This window comes from Streptomyces sp. NBC_00440, assembly GCF_036014215.1.
Taxonomy (GTDB): domain Bacteria; phylum Actinomycetota; class Actinomycetes; order Streptomycetales; family Streptomycetaceae; genus Streptomyces.
On sequence record NZ_CP107921.1, the window covers coordinates 3,864,824 to 3,881,004 of the forward strand.

Consider the following 16,181-nt stretch of genomic DNA (forward strand, 5'->3'; position numbering starts at 1 on the left):
GCCCCTGTCCTGCGCATTCACGCGCAGGACAGGGGCCTGTGGAGCGGTAGACCGTGTGGGACTACGGGTCAACGGGAGAGGACGGCGCGTACGTTCTTACCGCCCTGGGGACAGTGGCTGACAACGACCGTACGCGCGAGGAAACGGACCAGAGGCCAGCCGAATCCGCCCCCGGCCCCGTTGAGGTCCGGCGCGCGCTCCCGCGGCATGGCGCGGCTGGGGTCCTCCACGGTGACCTCCAGTGTGGTGCGGTCCGCGGCCAGTCGCAGAGCGGTAAGCCCTCCCGCGTGCCGCAGTGCGTTCGTGACCAGCTCGGAGACCACCAGAACGGCGTTGTCCGTGCACTCGGGGGTGGGGGCGGGCGACAGCTCCGAGACGAACTCACGCATGTCGTCGCGTGCCCGGGCCACCGTGGCCGGGCACGTCGTCCGCTGCGCGTGGCCGGTGCGCCGCTCCATGACATTTGACTGACCCATACTGAACTCCCATCGAGGAGAAGTCCTGGTCTCGTGAACCGTGCTTCTGCCCCCATCGGCCCGGGTCTAACTCCGCCACAAGGGACCCGTGCGGGGCGTAGGAACCGGTGCTGTGCCCCCGGCCGCGTACTGACAAGGCCGCCTCGAAAGTGGCACAGTAGGACGATGCGCCCAAGCTCTACGACGCAGGCCCCGGAACTGGCGGATATCGCCACCGAGGTCACAGGGCTGCTCGGCGTTCTTCGGGGCAGGGCCCACGGCAACGCCCCGGCCGGACCCGTTTCGGCATCACAGATGCGGGCGCTGCTGGCGATCGGGCGGCTGGAGGGCGGCAATCTGCGGGCCCTCGGCGAAGCTCTGGGATCCAGTGCGCCCGCGACGAGCCGACTGTGCGACCGGCTGGAGGCCGCCGGCCTGGTCGAGCGGCGACTGAGCACCGCGAGCCGCCGGGAACTCGAACTGTATCTGAGCAGGCACGGGCGGGCCCTGCTCGATGAGGTCAAGGAGCGCGAGGCGGACGAGCTGCGCCCCGTACTGGAAGCCATGCCCCCCGAAGCGCTCCGCCAGCTCACAGCGGGACTGACCGCATTCCGGGACGCTGCCGCCTCCGCCGTGGACGGGAACAGCCTCGCGGGCGACGAGCCGGGCGAGCCACGGGACGAAACCCTCGACGACTCCAGGCTGCGGATCGTACGCCCGGCCTGAGCTCCTGACCGGAGTGCCTGCCTGCGTGCCTACGTTCCACGCCAACGTCGGCGGGCTGGTGAACCCCGGGGAGTTCCTCCTGCAGGCCCGTCAGATGGACGGTTTCTGCGTCACCGTGGCGAGGCGGCCGGGGCAGCGACCTGGTTGCCACTTGGCACCGGGCCGTCGCGGAGGGCGGCGACCTGGTCGGCGTGGAGGGCGGCGACCTGGTCGGCGTGGATGGCGAAGACGCCACCCAGGCGGAGGATCCGCAGCAGTCGCAGGACGGCCCGCGAGGGCGCGGCGAGACGAAGCCTGTCGCCGAGCCGCAGTCGGGCGTGCAGGAGCGTATTGATGAGCGCGGTGTCGGCGAACCCGACCGCTGAGAGGTCCACCACGACCGGCCCCTCGCCGCGGCCGACCGCCTCGTGGAGTGCCAGACGCAGCGGCTCGACCGAGTCGAGGTCGACCTCCCCGGACAGTTCCAGGAGCACGGCAGTCGGAAGGGGATGCGTGACCAGGTGCAGGTGCTGAACGGTGCTTCGGGTATCCACAACTGGCCCTTCGGATCGTGGAAGCGAAAGCCGACAGACTCTCCCCATCGTGCGACCTGCACCACCATAGGGTCGATAGTTGCCGTACGGCAACACTTACCATTGCTCAATGATTGTGGTACTCGCTGCGGAGGGGGACGGGCTGCCCCGCTACGCTGCGGCGTCCGACATATCCCCCTGATGACGAAAGCGGGCCGCCGATGAACGGCTTCCTGGCCGTGGAGCGCGCCGTACGCAGCGCGGCGCCGCATGCTCTCCTCGACGCGGCCCGCGCCGCACTGATCACGCACTACGAGGCTGCTTCGGTGGACCTGCTCATGGCCGACTACGGCCTCACGGTCCTGCAACCGGTGACCGCCTTGCCCCACACTGCCCAGCCCCCGCTGTCCCTGCATGCCAGCCCGGAAGGCCGCGCCTTCGGCAGCCAGGAACCGTACGGGCAGTACGCAGCCCTGGACGGCGCCGTGGACCTCCATCTGCCCGTGACCGTGCGCGGAGACAGACTCGGTATCCTCACCGTCCGCCTCCCCAAGCGCAGATGCACGCCCCAGGCCGTCGACGAGCTCACCGATCTCGCCGCATTCCTGGGGCACGAGATCGTCGTGGCCGAACGCGACACCGACCTTTACCTCCAGGCCCGCCGGGCCAACCGGCTCACCCTCGCCGCCGAGATGCAGTGGCAGCTTCTCCCTGGCCGCTCCTGCTCCCGCGACGAGTACGCCATCGGCGCCCAGCTGGAGCCGGCTTATGCCATCTACGGCGACAACTTCGACTGGGCCACCACAGCGGACACCCTCACCCTGTCCGTCACCAACGGCATGGGCGAGGGCATCCAGGCATCCCTCCTGACCAACCTCGCGGTGAACGCCCTGCGCAACGCACGCCGTGCCGGCATCGACATAGCCGACCAGGCCGCCCTCGCCGACCAGGCCCTCTACGCTCAGCACCACGGCGAACAGCACGTCTCGACCCTGCTGCTCTCCTTCGACCTCGCCACCGGCAGGGCCCAGGTGGTCGACGCCGGCTCACCGCAACTGTGGCGTCAGCGTGACAAAGCCGTGGAGCGTGTCCCTTTCGAGGCGCAGTTCCCGCTCGGCATGTTCGAGGACACCCCCTATGTACCCCAGGACTTCGGGGTGCTCCCCGGGGACCGCCTGATCATCGTGAGCGACGGCGTGTACGCCACTGCTGGACGGGACGCCGAGGCGTACGGCGAACGGTCACTGGCCCGCGCCATTCAGGCAGCCAGCCTGTTGCCGGCCGCAGCAGTCCCGCGCGCTGTCCTGCGCGAACTGGCCGAACATCGGGGCGACACCGCAACCGACGACGAACTGGTCGTCTGCCTCGACTGGTTCGGCCCCAGTACCCCCACCACGCGCTGAGCACCACACTCAGCTGTGGCTGCCGCACCGTTCCCCTGCCGCTCCTGGCCCGCGGAGACGAGACGCGGAGCGTTTCGATGTGACGGCTTCTGCCAGCCGATGAACCTCGCATGGGGCGGGATGCCAGAACAGCCCGCGTGCGGGCTCCAGTTCGCCGGTCCGGACGGTCAGTGACTCAGTGGTCCAGGCCGGGCCGGACCCGGCCCCTGCCGGAGCGGCCGGGGTGTCGAGCATGCAGCGAAGGAACATGGCGAGGTCGTCCAGGATCGTGAAGGCACCAGCGATTCCGCACACTGGCCCAGGAGCCGGGCGGAGAAGAGGATGCGGGCACATCCACTCACGCACGAGCCGGGAAACGCAGAAGCGCCTCGACCGGGTGAATCCGATCGAGGCGCTTCCTAGCAGGTCAGAGAGGGTTTCCCCCTCCTGCTCTTGGTAGACCGTGTGGGACTCGAACCCACAACCAATGGATTAAAAGTCCACTGCTCTGCCAATTGAGCTAACGGTCCGTGCTGACGCACCCCCCGAGCATAGCGGGAGCGTGCCCAGCAGCCGATCGGGTATCCCCCGCCGGGCACGTCGGACCCCGCCGGCGGCCCGTGCGGGCCGTCGGCGGAGTCGTGGGACAGAGGTCGCCCCGCTCAGGGCGCCACGGGGCCCTGAAGTACCTGGAGGTAGTTGCCGTCCGGGTCCAGCAGGGTGGAGAAGAACCATCCGCCCCCGGTGTCCTCGACCGGCCTGACCCAGGTCACGCCGATCGTGTTGAAGTGCTTCTCGGCCGCACGGATGTCGCGCACCATGATGTTGACCAGGTGCCTGCCGGGTTCCGCGGCCTTGTCCGCCACGTCGTCGCGGCGGTCGAACCCGATGACCGCCTGCTGCCCGACAACGAGCATGTGGCCCTCCCAGCGGGCCCCCAGCGGCTCCAGCGCGGCGCGGTACCACTCGATGAGCGGTTCGGGATCCGTACTGCCGAGGATGACGCCCAGTCCGTTGATGTTGCCCGGGGCTGCCATGAGGTGTGCCTCCCTCTCGTCTTCGGTCGTGCTCGCTTGTGCAGGGCGCGTGCTGCGCCCACATGGTCATGACCGTCCGCGGCAGCAGAACTCATCGGCGGAAACCCACCGGCGAACGTCATCGGCCGGCGCCGGACGCAGAGAAGCGGGCCCCTCCGCGAAGGAGGGGCCCGCTTCTCTGGTCCAGCCGGGTTCAGCGGCTCACCGGTTCCGGCTCACGCCGGGCAGGTGGGTCAGCCGTTGCGCTTCCAGCGCGGCTTGTCGTCGCGGCGGCCGAACGAACCGGTGCCGGTGCCCGTGCCGGTCGTGCGGTGGTCGTCGCGGCGGCCGGTCGGACGGTCGCTGCTGCCGGAGCGGAAGCCGCCGGTGGGGCGGTCGTCACGGCGGTCGCGGTTGAACGGACGGTCGCTGCCGCGGTGGCCGCCGGTGGGGCGGTCGTCACGGCGCTGGAAACCACCACGGTCACCACCGCGGTCGTCACGGCGGTCGCCGCCACGGAAGCCACCGGACGGACGGTCGTTGTCACGACGCTCGCCACCACGGAACCCACCACCGGAACCACCCGACGGACGGTCGTCACGGCGGAAACCGCCACCGTTGCCACCCCGGTCGTCACGGCGCTGGAAACCACCGGACGGACGGTCGTTGTCACGACGCTCGCCACCACGGAACCCACCACCGGAACCACCCGACGGACGGTCATCGCGGCGGAAACCGCCACCGTTGCCACCCCGGTCGTCACGGCGCTGGAAACCACCACGGTCGCCACCGCGGTCGTCACGGCGCTGGAAGCCACCGCGGTCACCACCACGGTCGCCGCCGCGGTATCCACCACGGTCGCCACCCCGGTCGTCGCGGCGTCCGAAGTTGCCACGGTCGTCGCGGCGCTCCTCGCGCTGCTCCGCCCTCGGCTGCTCCGGCACGGCGGCCGCGATCTCGGCCTCGGCTGCCTGCAGCACCTCGGCGACAGCGGCCTCGGGGTCGTCACCGCGCTCGCGGGCGGCACGCGCCACCAGACGGTCGGCCTCCTCGCGCAGCTCGGTCGCACGGCGCTGGACGCGCTCCAGCTCACGGGTGAGGTCCTTGGCCTCGCGCTCCGCCTGCTTGGCGGCGTTGTTCGCGGAGTCGGCCTGGACCTCGGTCAGCGAACGGGCGCCGGTGATCTCGGCGACCTCGGGCTCGAAGGCCCCGGCCCCCTGGACGATGTGGCGCGTGGCGTCGACGCCCGCGTCCTCCATCAGCCGGAAGATCTGGCGGCGCTGGTGCGGCAGCGACAGCGAGACGACCGTGCCGGACTTGCCGGCGCGGGCGGTACGGCCCGAACGGTGCAGGTAGTCCTTGTGGTCCCCGGCCGGGTCCACGTTCAGGACCAGGTCGATGCCGTCGACGTGGATACCGCGGGCGGCGACGTCGGTCGCGACGAGCGCGTTGACGTAACCGTCCTTGAAGTCGGCGAGCACGCGGGTACGGGCGCCCTGGGTCATACCGCCGTGCAGCGCGTCCGCCTTGACGCCCGACTCGACGAGCTGCTCGGCGATACGGTCGGCGCCCAGCTGGGTCCGTACGAAGATGATCGTGCGGCCCTTGCGGGCGGCGATGGCGGCCGTGACCGGCGCCTTGTCCTTCGGCTTCACGACGAGGACGTGGTGCGACATGGTCGAGACGTTGCCCTGCGCGCTGTCCACCTCGTGGCTGACCGGGTTGGTCAGGTAGCGCTTGACCAGCGTGCCGATCTCGTTCTCCATGGTGGCGGAGAAGAGCATGCGCTGGCCGCCGCCGGGGATCTGGTCGAGCAGCTCGGTGACCTCGGGCAGGAAGCCCAGGTCGGACATCTGGTCGGCCTCGTCGAGGACGGCGACCTGGACGCTCGCCAGCGAGCAGGCGCCGCGGTTGATGATGTCGCGCAGCCGGCCCGGGGTGGCGACGAGGACGTCGACGCCGCGCTCCAGGGCGTAGATCTGGTTGGACATCGACGTACCGCCGCAGACGACCTTCATCTTCAGGCCGAGCACGTCGCCGTACGGCTGGAGAGCGTCCGCGACCTGCATCGCGAGCTCACGGGTCGGGGTGAGGATGATGCCGCGCGGCTTCTTCTTCTCGGTGTGCCCGCCGGCGAGCGTCGCCAGCAGCGGGAGGCCGAAGGAGAGGGTCTTGCCGGAGCCGGTACGGCCACGGCCGAGGATGTCCTTGCCGGCCAGGGCGTCCGGGATGGTCGCTGCCTGGATCGGGAAGGGCGCGGTGACACCGTTCTGGGCGAGCTTGCGGACGATGCCGTCCGGCAGACCGAGCGACCCGAAGGTCACGGTCGGCTCGGCGGGCTCTTCGTCGGTGACGGACTCGCCGGTGGCGGTCTCGTCGGTGACTGCGGCCTCAGTGGCGGTGTCCTCGGCGGCTACGGCCTCGGCGACGGCCTCTTCGACCTCGACCACGACAGCCTCGGCGTCGGCGACGATCTCGTCGTTCTCGGGCATGACGGCGTGGTCAGAACTGAAATTGGACATGCGAAATGCGAAACCTTCCGGAGTTTCGGCACGCGCCCATAACTCCGTGAATCGCTATTTCGACCGCCTCAATGCGGACCAGTCACGGTAAGGGAGAGTACGCGCCTCGGGGCGCTCTTCGTCTCTTGCTGATCAAGAAACACAGTGGCGCCGGGCAATGGGATCAAACGATCTACTACCATACTCACCCTTCCCCCTTCCTGGCAAACCCGGCCTGCTGCACCGGCTCGGCCTGCGGCGATGCCAGCGGAATCAGCATCGCTTCGGACCGCTTGGCGGGCCCGACCGACGGGGCCGTCGTGGCCCCGGGCGGCGAGCTGCCGGGACCGGGCGTCGGGCTCGTCCGCGGCGGGTCCGACGGCTGCCCGGGCGGGGTGGGGCTGCCGGCGGGGGGCGCGGGACGGCCGGACGGCCCGCCGCCGTGCCCCGGCGGACGCCCGGGCCGCGGGTGTCCGGGCCGGGCCGGCCGCGGAGCACCGGGCCCCGACGGATCCGCCGACGGCTCCGTGCCGCCGCCCTTCCCCGCGGTCCCGGCCTTGCTCCCGCCCGCGGCCTTCCGGGCGGACTGCCCCTGCGCCGGCTGCCCGTCAGGACCCTCGTCACTCCCGCCGGCCACACCGCCGTGCACCCGGGCGCGCCCACCGCCGTCGGGGGCGGCGGCCGCGCCGTCCGGCCGGGCGTCCGTGCGCTGCGTCCCCTTCGTGGCGGACGGCGCGGGCCTGCCGGGGTGGTCGGTGACGCTCATACAGCCCGCCGACGCCGCCACCGTCATCACGGCGGCGATCAACCGGGCGGGGACAGGCAACTGGCGCACGGGGCGCACCTCCGGAGGGAGCGGGCTGACGGGAACGGACCGGGTGGGACCGCCCTGCCCAACTCCCCGGCCCCCGGAAGGGACACGCCCGGCGGCCGGTCCCTACGCACGGTCACCTCCGCCCCCGCTGAGCCGCACCCGGTGCGTGCAGCCGCTCGTGGCTCAGCCGTACCCCAGCGCGTGCAGCCGCTCGTCGTCGATCCCGAAGTGGTGTGCGACCTCGTGCACCACGGTGATCTCCGTCTCGGCCACCGCCGCCTCGCGCGAGGAGCACATCCGCAGCGTCGGCCCCCGGTAGACGGTGATCCGGTCCGGCAGGACACCCGCGTACCACTCGCCGCGCTCCGTCAGCGGTGTCCCCTCGTAGAGACCGAGCAGCTCCGGGTCGTCGGACCCGGGCTCGTCGTCGACGAACACCGCGACGTTGTCCATCAGCCGGGTCAGCTCCGGCGGGATGCGGTCCAGCGCCTCGGCGACCAGTTCCTCGAACTCCTCACGCGTCATCTCCAGCACCCGCCCATTGTCCCGTAGTTCCCCCGTATGCGCCGGGTCCGCATGGGACTTCCGCCTCCTGGGCATACCGCAGGAATGGCCGCCGCCGACCGTCTACGGCAACTCCGGGCGCTGCGTACCGTCCGGGCACTGCGCGCGCGCCGTGCCCGCAGCGGGGGGCCACGCGCCCGACGGCCACGCACCTGGACCACCCGTCCGGCCACCCGGCCCCGTTCCGCACCACGCGAACTCTCTCTCGCCCCCCGCCCGCACCCCTGGCTCCGGGGCCCCGTCATGGTGACCGTCGTGCTGCTCGGCGCCTGGCTGGGGCTGCTCGTCGTGGGCAATGTCCGGTCGCAGGTCGGCCCGGTGGACACCACCATGACGCTGCGGCCCTCCCTCACCGGCGGCACCAAGATCAACGTCTCGCCGCTGGGCGCACTCGAACTCGACTCGCACACGGCACCCATCCGGCTCGACGTCGACGTGGACCGCCTCGACCCGGTCCGCTCCCGGGCCCTGGTGGAACACCCCGAACGGATCTCCGGCCTCCAGGGCGAGATCGCCCACGACGTCGAGCACAGCACCCTCGACCTGGCCGTACGCTCCTGCGCCGCCGTGGTGATCGGCGCCACCACGCTCGGCCTGGTCGTCTACCGCAGGCCGCGCCGCGCCCTGGCGGCCGGCGGTCTCGCGCTCGTCCTGCTCGCGGCTTCGGGCGCCACGGCGTACGCGACGTGGAACCCCAGGTCGCTGCTTGAGCCGAAGTTCTCCGGGCTGCTCTCGTCCGCACCGCAGGTGGTCGGCAACGCACGCTCGATCGTCACCGACTTCAACGTCTACCAGGACGAGTTGGCGCGCCTCGTCACCAACGTGACGAAGCTGTACGACGCCACGTCGACCCTCCCCGCCTACCAGCCGGACCCCGGCACGATCCGCGTGCTGCACGTCTCCGACATCCATCTCAACCCGGCCTCGTGGCAGATCATCGGCTCGCTCGTGAAGCAGTACAAGATCGACGTGATCATCGACTCCGGCGACACGATGGACCACGGGAGCGCCGCCGAGAACACCTTCCTCGACCCGGTACCGGACCTCGGAGCGCCGTACGTGTGGGTCCGCGGCAACCACGATTCGGCCACCACGCAGAAGTATCTGAAGCACCTCCGGAATGTGCATGTGCTCGACAACGGCAGCGCCGTGACGGTCGGCGGCCTGCGGATCGCGGGGACCGGTGACCCGCAGTTCACCCCGGACCGCTCGGTCGTACCCGGTGGCGACGCGGCGGAGCGGCTGGCCGGAATCCGGCTCGCGTCCGCCATCGAGGACCAGAAACGGGCCGGCACCCCCGTCGACATCGCGGTCGCGCACGAGCCCCAGGCGGCCCGCGAGACGGACGGCACGGTCCCGCTGGTACTCGCCGGGCATGTGCACCACCGCGAGAACCAGCTGCTCCCCCTCGGCACCCGGCTGAAGGTGGAGGGTTCGACGGGCGGCGGCGGGCTGCGCGCCGTACAGAACAAGCACCCGGAGAAGGTGCTCGCGTCGGTGCTCTACCTGGACCGGTCGACCCGGCGCCTGCAGGCCTGGGACGAGATCACGCTGGGCGGCCTGGGCCTGACGACGGCCGAGGTCAGCAGGCATCTGCCGGACGACAACCTGCCGGGAGCGAAGCCGTCGCCCACGTCGCGCTAAGACGGGCCGGCAAATGGGGGGTGGGTGGAGGAGCGGGGTCTGGTGCACTGTGTTCGCTTCGCTCACTCCGTCTCGGCTCTTTAATTGATCTTTGGATGCCGAGCCCAGCTGCAAGGCGGAGGATTGAGGCAACGCGGTGGGGGTCCCCCCGGCCGGAGGCTGGGGGAGTTGTTGATTGACGACAACGCCGCAGATGAGCGTGCCAGACCCCGCGACGCCGCCCCCCATTTGCCGGCCCGTCCAAACCGTTTTGGCGAACCGCGCCGCGATCCCATATGCTTCGGACGTCCCCGACGCGCTGCAAAGCGCCCAGGCGGGCCCTTAGCCCTCATCGTCTAGTGGCCCAGGACGCCGCCCTTTCAAGGCGGTAGCACGGGTTCGAATCCCGTTGGGGGCACGCACAACTGTGTGCGAGAATATTTCTCGCACATTGCTTGGTCCTGTGGAGCAGTTTGGAGTGCTCGCCACCCTGTCAAGGTGGAGGCCGCGGGTTCAAATCCCGTCAGGACCGCTGCAGCCTAGGCTGCGTGGCTGGGTAGCTCAGTTGGTACGAGCGATCGCCTGAAAAGCGATAGGTCGCCGGTTCGATCCCGGCCCCAGCCACTGCTTCGAGAGCCCCGACCACGCGTCGGGGCTTTTCGCGTACCCGGGTGCTTCCCTAAGCCCGCCGGCCGCCCAGCACCGTACGCCCGCCCGGGTGCCGGTGGCGCCAGGTCCAGAAGACGGCACACGACACCAGCGACCATCCCGCGAGCACCAGGAACGGGAAGGCGTGCTGGTAGCCGCCGAAGTAGACGGCGGTGTGCTGGGCGTTGACCGAGGCGCCCGGCGGCAGCCACTGCCCGATATGACCCAGCGTCGACGGAAGCAGCGGCCAGGACACCGCACCGCCCGACGACGGGTTTCCGAGCAGCACCATCAGCCCCCAGGTGGGGAGCATCGCCCAGCGGCCGATGAGGGTGTTGAACATCGTGAAGACCATGCCGGACGTGAACATCGTGAAGGCCAGGATCAGCCACGACTCCGTGAACGGCAGATCCAGCGCGCCCAGCCACCAGTCGACGACGGCCGCGATGGCGAAGCCGCCGAGCAGTGCGTTGGCGATGATGTACGCGATGCGCTCCGCCGGGTTGAGACCGCGGGCGTGCACGGAGAGCTGGATCGCGCCGACGAAGCCGACGATCACCGCGGCCAGCGAGATGTAGAAGAGCGCGAGCCCCCGCGGATCGCCCTTCTGGAGCGGGTTGACGTCCGTCACCCGGACCGGGACACCGGTCGCCTTCGCCACCGCGGGCGCGGACTCCACGAGCACCTGCGCGACCGAGGCGCCGGACGCCCCGGACACGTCGAGCCGCACCGCACTGCTCCGCACATGCACGATCGCGAAGACCTTCTGCTGGTCCACGGCCCGCCGCGCCTGGGCGTCCGTCGGGTACACATGCAGTTCGAGCGAGGCGTCGAGCGCCTGCTCCATCCCGTCGATGAACCGCTTCCCGGTGGGCGATTCGTACGAGCCGACGACGGCGGTCGGCACCCGGTGCGGGGTCGGGTTGGCCATGAAGTACGTGTACGAACCCGCGAAGAGCCCGGCGGCGGCCGCCAGGATGAACAGCAGCACGGTCGCCGGCACGAAGGGCGACTTCCGGAACTCCTCCCACCGCTCGGCCCCGGTCGGGTGCCTGCCGTGGGCGCCGCGGTCGCCGTGGTGTTCCGTCTCGTCGGGCATGGAACCAAGCTAAACCACGTATTAGGGACATACACGCCCACATCAGGGCACTCAAATCCATTCGCCAGCGGGTTGCGCAGGGTGAGATCCTGGATCAGGTATGTCTACTTCCTTCGCTGATATCCAGGCCACGCTCAACGAGCTGTCGCTGCGCGACGCGCACCGGCTCGGCCGACGCCTGGAGGGCGCCCGCCGTATCCGTAAACCAGAGGCCCGGCAGGCCGCGCTGGACCAGATCTCCGCCGAGGCGGAGAAGTCCACCGCCCGCATGGCGCGCCGGGCTGCCCGGGTGCCCACCGTCAGCTACCCCGAGCAGCTTCCGGTCAGCCGGAAGAAGGACGAGATCGCCGAGGCGATACGGGATCACCAGGTGGTGATCGTCGCCGGTGAGACCGGGTCCGGCAAGACGACCCAGATCCCGAAGATCTGTCTGGAGCTGGGACGCGGCGTCCGGGGCATGATCGGCCACACCCAGCCCCGCCGGATCGCCGCGCGCACGGTCGCCGAGCGCATCGCGGACGAGATGAGCACCCCGCTGGGCGAGGCCGTCGGCTGGAAGGTCCGCTTCACCGACCAGGTCGACCAGGAAGCCACCTTCATCAAGCTGATGACGGACGGCATCCTCCTCGCCGAGATCCAGACGGACCGCGAACTGCGCGCGTACGACACGATCATCATCGACGAGGCGCACGAGCGGTCGCTCAACATCGACTTCCTGCTGGGGTATCTGGCCCAGCTGCTGCCGAAGCGGCCGGACCTGAAGGTCGTCATCACCTCGGCCACCATCGACCCGCAGCGCTTCGCCCGGCACTTCGGCGACGCCCCGGTGGTCGAGGTCAGCGGCCGTACGTACCCGGTCGAGGTGCGCTACCGCCCGCTCCTGGAGGAGGAGGGCGACGAAGGCGACCGGGACCAGATCACCGCGATCTGCGAAGCGGTCGACGAGCTCCAGGACGAGGGCCCGGGCTCCGGCGATGTGCTCGTCTTCCTCTCCGGCGAGCGCGAGATCCGGGACACCGCCGACGCGCTGAACAAGCGGAACCTGCGGCGCACCGAGGTGCTGCCGCTGTACGCGCGGCTGTCGCACGCCGAGCAGCACCGGGTGTTCCAGCGCCCGTCAGGCGGCGGCAGACGGGTGGTGCTCGCCACCAACGTCGCCGAGACCTCGCTGACCGTCCCCGGCATCAAGTACGTGATCGACCCGGGCACCGCCCGTATCTCCCGCTACAGCCACCGCACCAAGGTCCAGCGGCTGCCCATCGAGCGGATCTCGCAGGCCAGCGCCAACCAGCGCAAGGGCCGCTGCGGCCGTACGTCGGACGGCATCTGCATCCGGCTGTACACCGAGGACGACTTCCTCGCCCGCCCGGAGTTCACCGACCCCGAGATCCTCCGTACGAACCTGGCGTCCGTCATCCTCCAGATGACCGCGGCCGGCCTCGGCGACATCGAGAAGTTCCCCTTCATCGACCCGCCGGACCACCGCAACATCCGCGACGGCGTCCAGCTGCTCCAGGAACTCGGCGCGCTGGACCCCAAGGAGAAGGACCCCAAGCGGCGGCTCACCCAGGAAGGGCGCAAGCTCAGCCAGCTGCCCGTCGACCCGCGGCTGGCCCGGATGGTCCTGGAGGCCGACCGGAACGGCTGTGTGAGCGAGGTGATGGTCATCGCCGCCGCGCTCTCCATCCAGGACCCGCGCGAGCGCCCGGCGGAGAAGCAGACCCAGGCCGACCAGCAGCACGCCCGCTTCAAGGACGAGACCTCCGACTTCCTGGCCTTCCTCAACCTCTGGCGCTACGTACGCGACCAGCAGAAGGAGCGCGGCTCCTCCAGCTTCCGCCGGATGTGCAAGCAGGAGTATCTGAACTTCCTGCGGATCCGCGAGTGGCAGGACATCTACGCGCAGCTGCGCTCGGTCGCCAGGACCATGGGCATCCGGCTGAACGAGGAGGACGCGCCCGAGCAGGCGGTGCACACCTCGCTGCTCGCCGGGCTGCTCTCGCACATCGGGCTCAAGGACACCGAGAAGAACGAGTATCTGGGCGCCCGGAACGCGAAGTTCGCGATCTTCCCCGGCTCGGCGCTCTTCAAGAAGCAGCCGCGTTTCATCATGTCCGCCGAGCTGGTGGAGACCTCACGGCTGTGGGCCAGGGTCAATGCCAAGGTCGAGCCGGAGTGGATCGAACCGCTCGCCCAGCATCTGCTGAAACGCACCTACAGCGAGCCGCACTGGGAGAAGGACCAGGCGGCGGTGATGGCGTACGAGCGGGTCACGTTGTACGGCGTACCGATCGTCGCCCAGCGCAAGATCAATTACGGCCGGATCGACCCGGAGACCAGCCGGGAACTTTTCATTCGCAACGCCCTGGTCGAGGGCGACTGGCGCACCCACCACAAGTTCTTCGCCGCGAACCGCAAGCTCCTGGCCGAGGTCGAGGAGTTGGAGCACCGCGCACGGCGCCGCGACATCCTGGTGGACGACGAGACGCTCTTCGACTTCTACGACGGGCGGATCCCCGAACACGTCGTCTCCGGCGCCCACTTCGACTCCTGGTGGAAGCACAAGCAGCGGGACGAGCCCGAGGCGCTCGACTTCGAGCGCTCGATGCTGATCACCGAGAAGGCCGGGGCCGTCACCAAGGACGACTACCCGGACTCCTGGCGGCAGGGGAAGCTGAAGTTCCGGGTGACGTACCAGTTCGAGCCGGGCGCGGACGCGGACGGCGTCACGGTCCACATCCCGCTCCAGGTGCTCAACCAGGTCACACCCGACGGCTTCGACTGGCAGATCCCGGGGCTGCGCGAGGAAGTGGTCACCGAGCTGATCCGCTCGCTGCCCAAACCGATCCGCCGCCACTACGTGCCCGCGCCGAACTACGCGGGAGCCTTCCTGGACCGCGCGGTGCCCCTCCAGGAGCCGCTGCCGCTGACGCTCGCCCGGGAGCTCCAGCGCATGGTCGGCGTCCCGGTCACCGCCGAGGACTTCGACCTCTCCCGGGTGCCGGACCACCTCAAGATCACCTTCCGGATCGTCGACGAGCGGCGCCGCAACGTGGCCGAGGACAAGGACCTCGAAGCGCTCAAGCTCCGGCTGCGCCCCAAGGCCCGCCAGGCGATCTCCAAGGCGGCAGCGGCGACGGCGGGCCCGGCCGGCGAGTCGGTCGAGCGGACCGGGCTCACCGACTGGACGGTCGGCACGCTCTCCCGTGTCTTCGAGACCAGGCGGGCCGGCCAGCCGGTCCGCGCCTTCCCGGCCCTGGTCGACGCGGGCGACAGCGTGTCCGTACGGCTTTTCGACACCCAGGCCGAACAGCAGCAGGCGATGTGGCGGGGCACCCGCAGGCTCATCCTGCTCAACATCCCGGTGAACCCGGCCAAGTTCGCGTCCGACCGGCTCAGCAACCAGGCGAAACTGGCCCTGTCCCGCAATCCGCACGGCTCGGTCCAGGCGCTCTTCGAGGACTGCGCCATGGCGGCGGCGGACCAGCTGATCGCCGACCACGGCGGGCCCGCCTGGGACGAGGAGTCGTACCGCAAGCTGTACGAGAAGGTGCGCGCCGACCTCGTCGAGACGACCATCAGGACGGTCGACCAGGTCCAGCAGATCCTGGCGGCCTGGCAGGCGGCCGAGCGCCGGCTGAAGTCCACCACCAGCCTGGTGCTCGTCGCCAACCTGGCGGACGTACGGACCCAGTTGGCGACGCTCATCAAGCCGGGCTTCGTCACCGCGACCGGACTGCGCAGGCTGCCGGACCTGATGCGCTATCTGGTCGCGGCCGACCGCCGCCTCCAGCAGATGCCGACGGCCGTCCAGCGCGACACCACGCGGATGGAGAAGGTCCACGAGATGCAGGACGAGTACGCGTGGCTGCTTGAGCAGCTGCCGCAGGGGCGGCCGGTGCCCAAGGAGGCGCTCGACATCCGCTGGATGATCGAGGAGCTGCGGGTGAGCTACTTCGCGCACGCCCTCGGCACGGCGCAGACGGTCTCCGACAAGCGCATCGTGAAGGCGATCGACGCGGTGGTCGCCGGGGTCCGCTGAGCTGTCCGCAGCCGGCCCGCAGCGCATCCGCAGCCGGTCCTCAGCGCAGTCCGCAGTCGGCCCGCAGCCAGTTCGACCGGGGGGCCCGACCTCCTGTACAGTCTGTCTCGCAGCCGAACGGAAGCAACACCGTGCGAGATTCTCGTACGGAGGGGCTGCGAAACCTGGTCCTGTGGAGCAGTTTGGAGTGCTCGCCACCCTGTCAAGGTGGAGGCCGCGGGTTCAAATCCCGTCAGGACCGCAGTAGAACAACACAGCAGAAGGGCCCGCATCCTCACCGGATGCGGGCCCTTCTGCTGTTCCGGCTGCCGTTCCGGACCACTGCCGCCCGCGCACGCGTCTTGACGGCGCGTCCCGCACGCGGGTACTCAGACAGCAGAGGTTCGCAGGGCAGCCGGGATTCGGAGCGGCGGGGCCCCGGACGGCGGCAGGAGGTCGGCGCATGACGACGGCGACGCGGCACGAGACGCGGGCACTGCTACGGGCCCACCTGGCGGCCGCTGTGGGCTACCGCCACCTCACCCGGCACTGCGCGGTCTGCCACCGGCTGCTGCGGCTCGCCATGGAGCCGTCTGCGCCCGACACGAACGCTGCGAACGCTGCGAACGCTGCGAACGCCGCGAACCCAGAGGAACGTCCACCGGCACGCCGGTGAACCATGCCGCCCGCCGGGTCTTTCCGTGACAGGCTCAGGTTTGGCAAGTGCTCTGCCATGTGACGGGTGTCACGCAAACAATTTTGAAAAGTAGTGAACTTAACCCCTCCCTACAACAGCCCAATTTAATATGTGCAATTGCAC

General features: G+C 70.0%; 12 protein-coding genes, 5 tRNA genes and 1 pseudogene. 9 read left to right on the forward strand and 9 right to left on the reverse strand.

Annotation, left to right across the window (positions count from 1 at the left end; translation table 11 throughout):
• Nucleotides 1-68 precede the first annotated feature (68 nt).
• On the reverse strand, nucleotides 69-476 hold the full coding sequence (locus OHB13_RS17380) for an ATP-binding protein (RefSeq protein WP_266855428.1): 408 nt from the start codon (nucleotides 474-476) through the stop codon (nucleotides 69-71).
• A 165-nt stretch (nucleotides 477-641) separates the two neighbouring features.
• On the opposite strand from OHB13_RS17380, the gene OHB13_RS17385 reads away from it, so the two are divergent.
• Nucleotides 642-1,181, forward strand: a complete 540-nt coding sequence (locus OHB13_RS17385; RefSeq protein ID WP_328377724.1) for a MarR family winged helix-turn-helix transcriptional regulator — start codon at nucleotides 642-644, stop codon at nucleotides 1,179-1,181.
• A 110-nt stretch (nucleotides 1,182-1,291) separates the two neighbouring features.
• Here OHB13_RS17385 and OHB13_RS17390 read toward each other — a convergent pair whose 3' ends face one another.
• Nucleotides 1,292-1,714 carry an STAS domain-containing protein gene (locus OHB13_RS17390; protein WP_328377725.1) on the reverse strand — a complete coding sequence of 141 codons (423 nt, stop codon included), beginning with the start codon at nucleotides 1,712-1,714 and terminating at the stop codon, nucleotides 1,292-1,294.
• Nucleotides 1,715-1,914: 200 nt separating this feature from the next.
• Here OHB13_RS17390 and OHB13_RS17395 point away from each other — a divergent pair, with 200 nt between their 5' ends.
• Nucleotides 1,915-3,096 carry a PP2C family protein-serine/threonine phosphatase gene (locus tag OHB13_RS17395; RefSeq protein ID WP_328377726.1) on the forward strand — a complete coding sequence of 394 codons (1,182 nt, stop codon included), beginning with the start codon at nucleotides 1,915-1,917 and terminating at the stop codon, nucleotides 3,094-3,096.
• Between the two features lie 111 nt (nucleotides 3,097-3,207).
• Here OHB13_RS17395 and OHB13_RS17400 read toward each other — a convergent pair.
• The 6 genes and pseudogenes from OHB13_RS17400 to OHB13_RS17425 form a co-directional block, all read right to left on the reverse strand.
• Nucleotides 3,208-3,413, reverse strand: a pseudogene (locus OHB13_RS17400) (serine hydrolase domain-containing protein); the annotation flags it as partial.
• Nucleotides 3,414-3,529: 116 nt separating this feature from the next.
• Nucleotides 3,530-3,605, reverse strand: a tRNA-Lys gene (locus tag OHB13_RS17405).
• Nucleotides 3,606-3,737: 132 nt separating this feature from the next.
• Nucleotides 3,738-4,112, reverse strand: coding sequence for a VOC family protein (locus tag OHB13_RS17410; RefSeq protein WP_266855424.1), 375 nt, complete (start codon nucleotides 4,110-4,112; stop codon nucleotides 3,738-3,740).
• Nucleotides 4,113-4,345: 233 nt separating this feature from the next.
• The gene (locus tag OHB13_RS17415; RefSeq protein WP_328377727.1) at nucleotides 4,346-6,613 is read right to left on the reverse strand and encodes a DEAD/DEAH box helicase; all 2,268 of its coding nucleotides are present in this window, start codon (nucleotides 6,611-6,613) and stop codon (nucleotides 4,346-4,348) included.
• 184 nt (nucleotides 6,614-6,797) lie between these two features.
• Nucleotides 6,798-7,427, reverse strand: a complete 630-nt coding sequence (locus OHB13_RS17420) for a hypothetical protein (protein ID WP_328377728.1) — start codon at nucleotides 7,425-7,427, stop codon at nucleotides 6,798-6,800.
• A 162-nt stretch (nucleotides 7,428-7,589) separates the two neighbouring features.
• Nucleotides 7,590-7,940, reverse strand: coding sequence for a metallopeptidase family protein (locus OHB13_RS17425; RefSeq protein WP_266855421.1), 351 nt, complete (start codon nucleotides 7,938-7,940; stop codon nucleotides 7,590-7,592).
• Nucleotides 7,941-8,015: 75 nt separating this feature from the next.
• On the opposite strand from OHB13_RS17425, the gene OHB13_RS17430 reads away from it, so the two are divergent.
• The 4 genes from OHB13_RS17430 to OHB13_RS17445 all read left to right on the forward strand — a co-directional run bounded on the left by OHB13_RS17430 (nucleotide 8,016) and on the right by OHB13_RS17445 (nucleotide 10,217).
• Nucleotides 8,016-9,614: a metallophosphoesterase family protein gene (locus OHB13_RS17430; protein WP_328377729.1), complete on the forward strand. Its 1,599-nt coding sequence runs from the start codon at nucleotides 8,016-8,018 to the stop codon at nucleotides 9,612-9,614.
• A 324-nt stretch (nucleotides 9,615-9,938) separates the two neighbouring features.
• A tRNA-Glu gene (locus tag OHB13_RS17435) sits at nucleotides 9,939-10,011 on the forward strand.
• Between the two features lie 39 nt (nucleotides 10,012-10,050).
• Nucleotides 10,051-10,125: transfer RNA gene (locus OHB13_RS17440), tRNA-Asp, on the forward strand.
• A gap of 18 nt (nucleotides 10,126-10,143) precedes the next feature.
• Nucleotides 10,144-10,217 (forward strand) — tRNA-Phe (locus tag OHB13_RS17445).
• Between the two features lie 55 nt (nucleotides 10,218-10,272).
• On the opposite strand, the gene OHB13_RS17450 is transcribed toward OHB13_RS17445, so the two are convergent.
• Nucleotides 10,273-11,340, reverse strand: a complete 1,068-nt coding sequence (locus tag OHB13_RS17450; protein WP_266855415.1) for an ABC transporter permease — start codon at nucleotides 11,338-11,340, stop codon at nucleotides 10,273-10,275.
• Nucleotides 11,341-11,440: 100 nt separating this feature from the next.
• Here OHB13_RS17450 and hrpA point away from each other — a divergent pair, with 100 nt between their 5' ends.
• The 3 genes from hrpA (at nucleotide 11,441) to OHB13_RS17465 (ending at nucleotide 16,037) form a co-directional block, all read left to right on the forward strand.
• Entirely contained in the window at nucleotides 11,441-15,382 is a 3,942-nt protein-coding gene (gene hrpA / locus OHB13_RS17455) for an ATP-dependent RNA helicase HrpA (protein WP_266855414.1), read from the forward strand.
• A gap of 166 nt (nucleotides 15,383-15,548) precedes the next feature.
• Nucleotides 15,549-15,623: transfer RNA gene (locus tag OHB13_RS17460), tRNA-Asp, on the forward strand.
• 201 nt (nucleotides 15,624-15,824) lie between these two features.
• A complete protein-coding gene (locus tag OHB13_RS17465) occupies nucleotides 15,825-16,037 on the forward strand; it encodes a DUF6274 family protein (protein WP_328377730.1) in 213 nt (70 codons plus the stop codon).
• Nucleotides 16,038-16,181 lie beyond the last annotated feature (144 nt).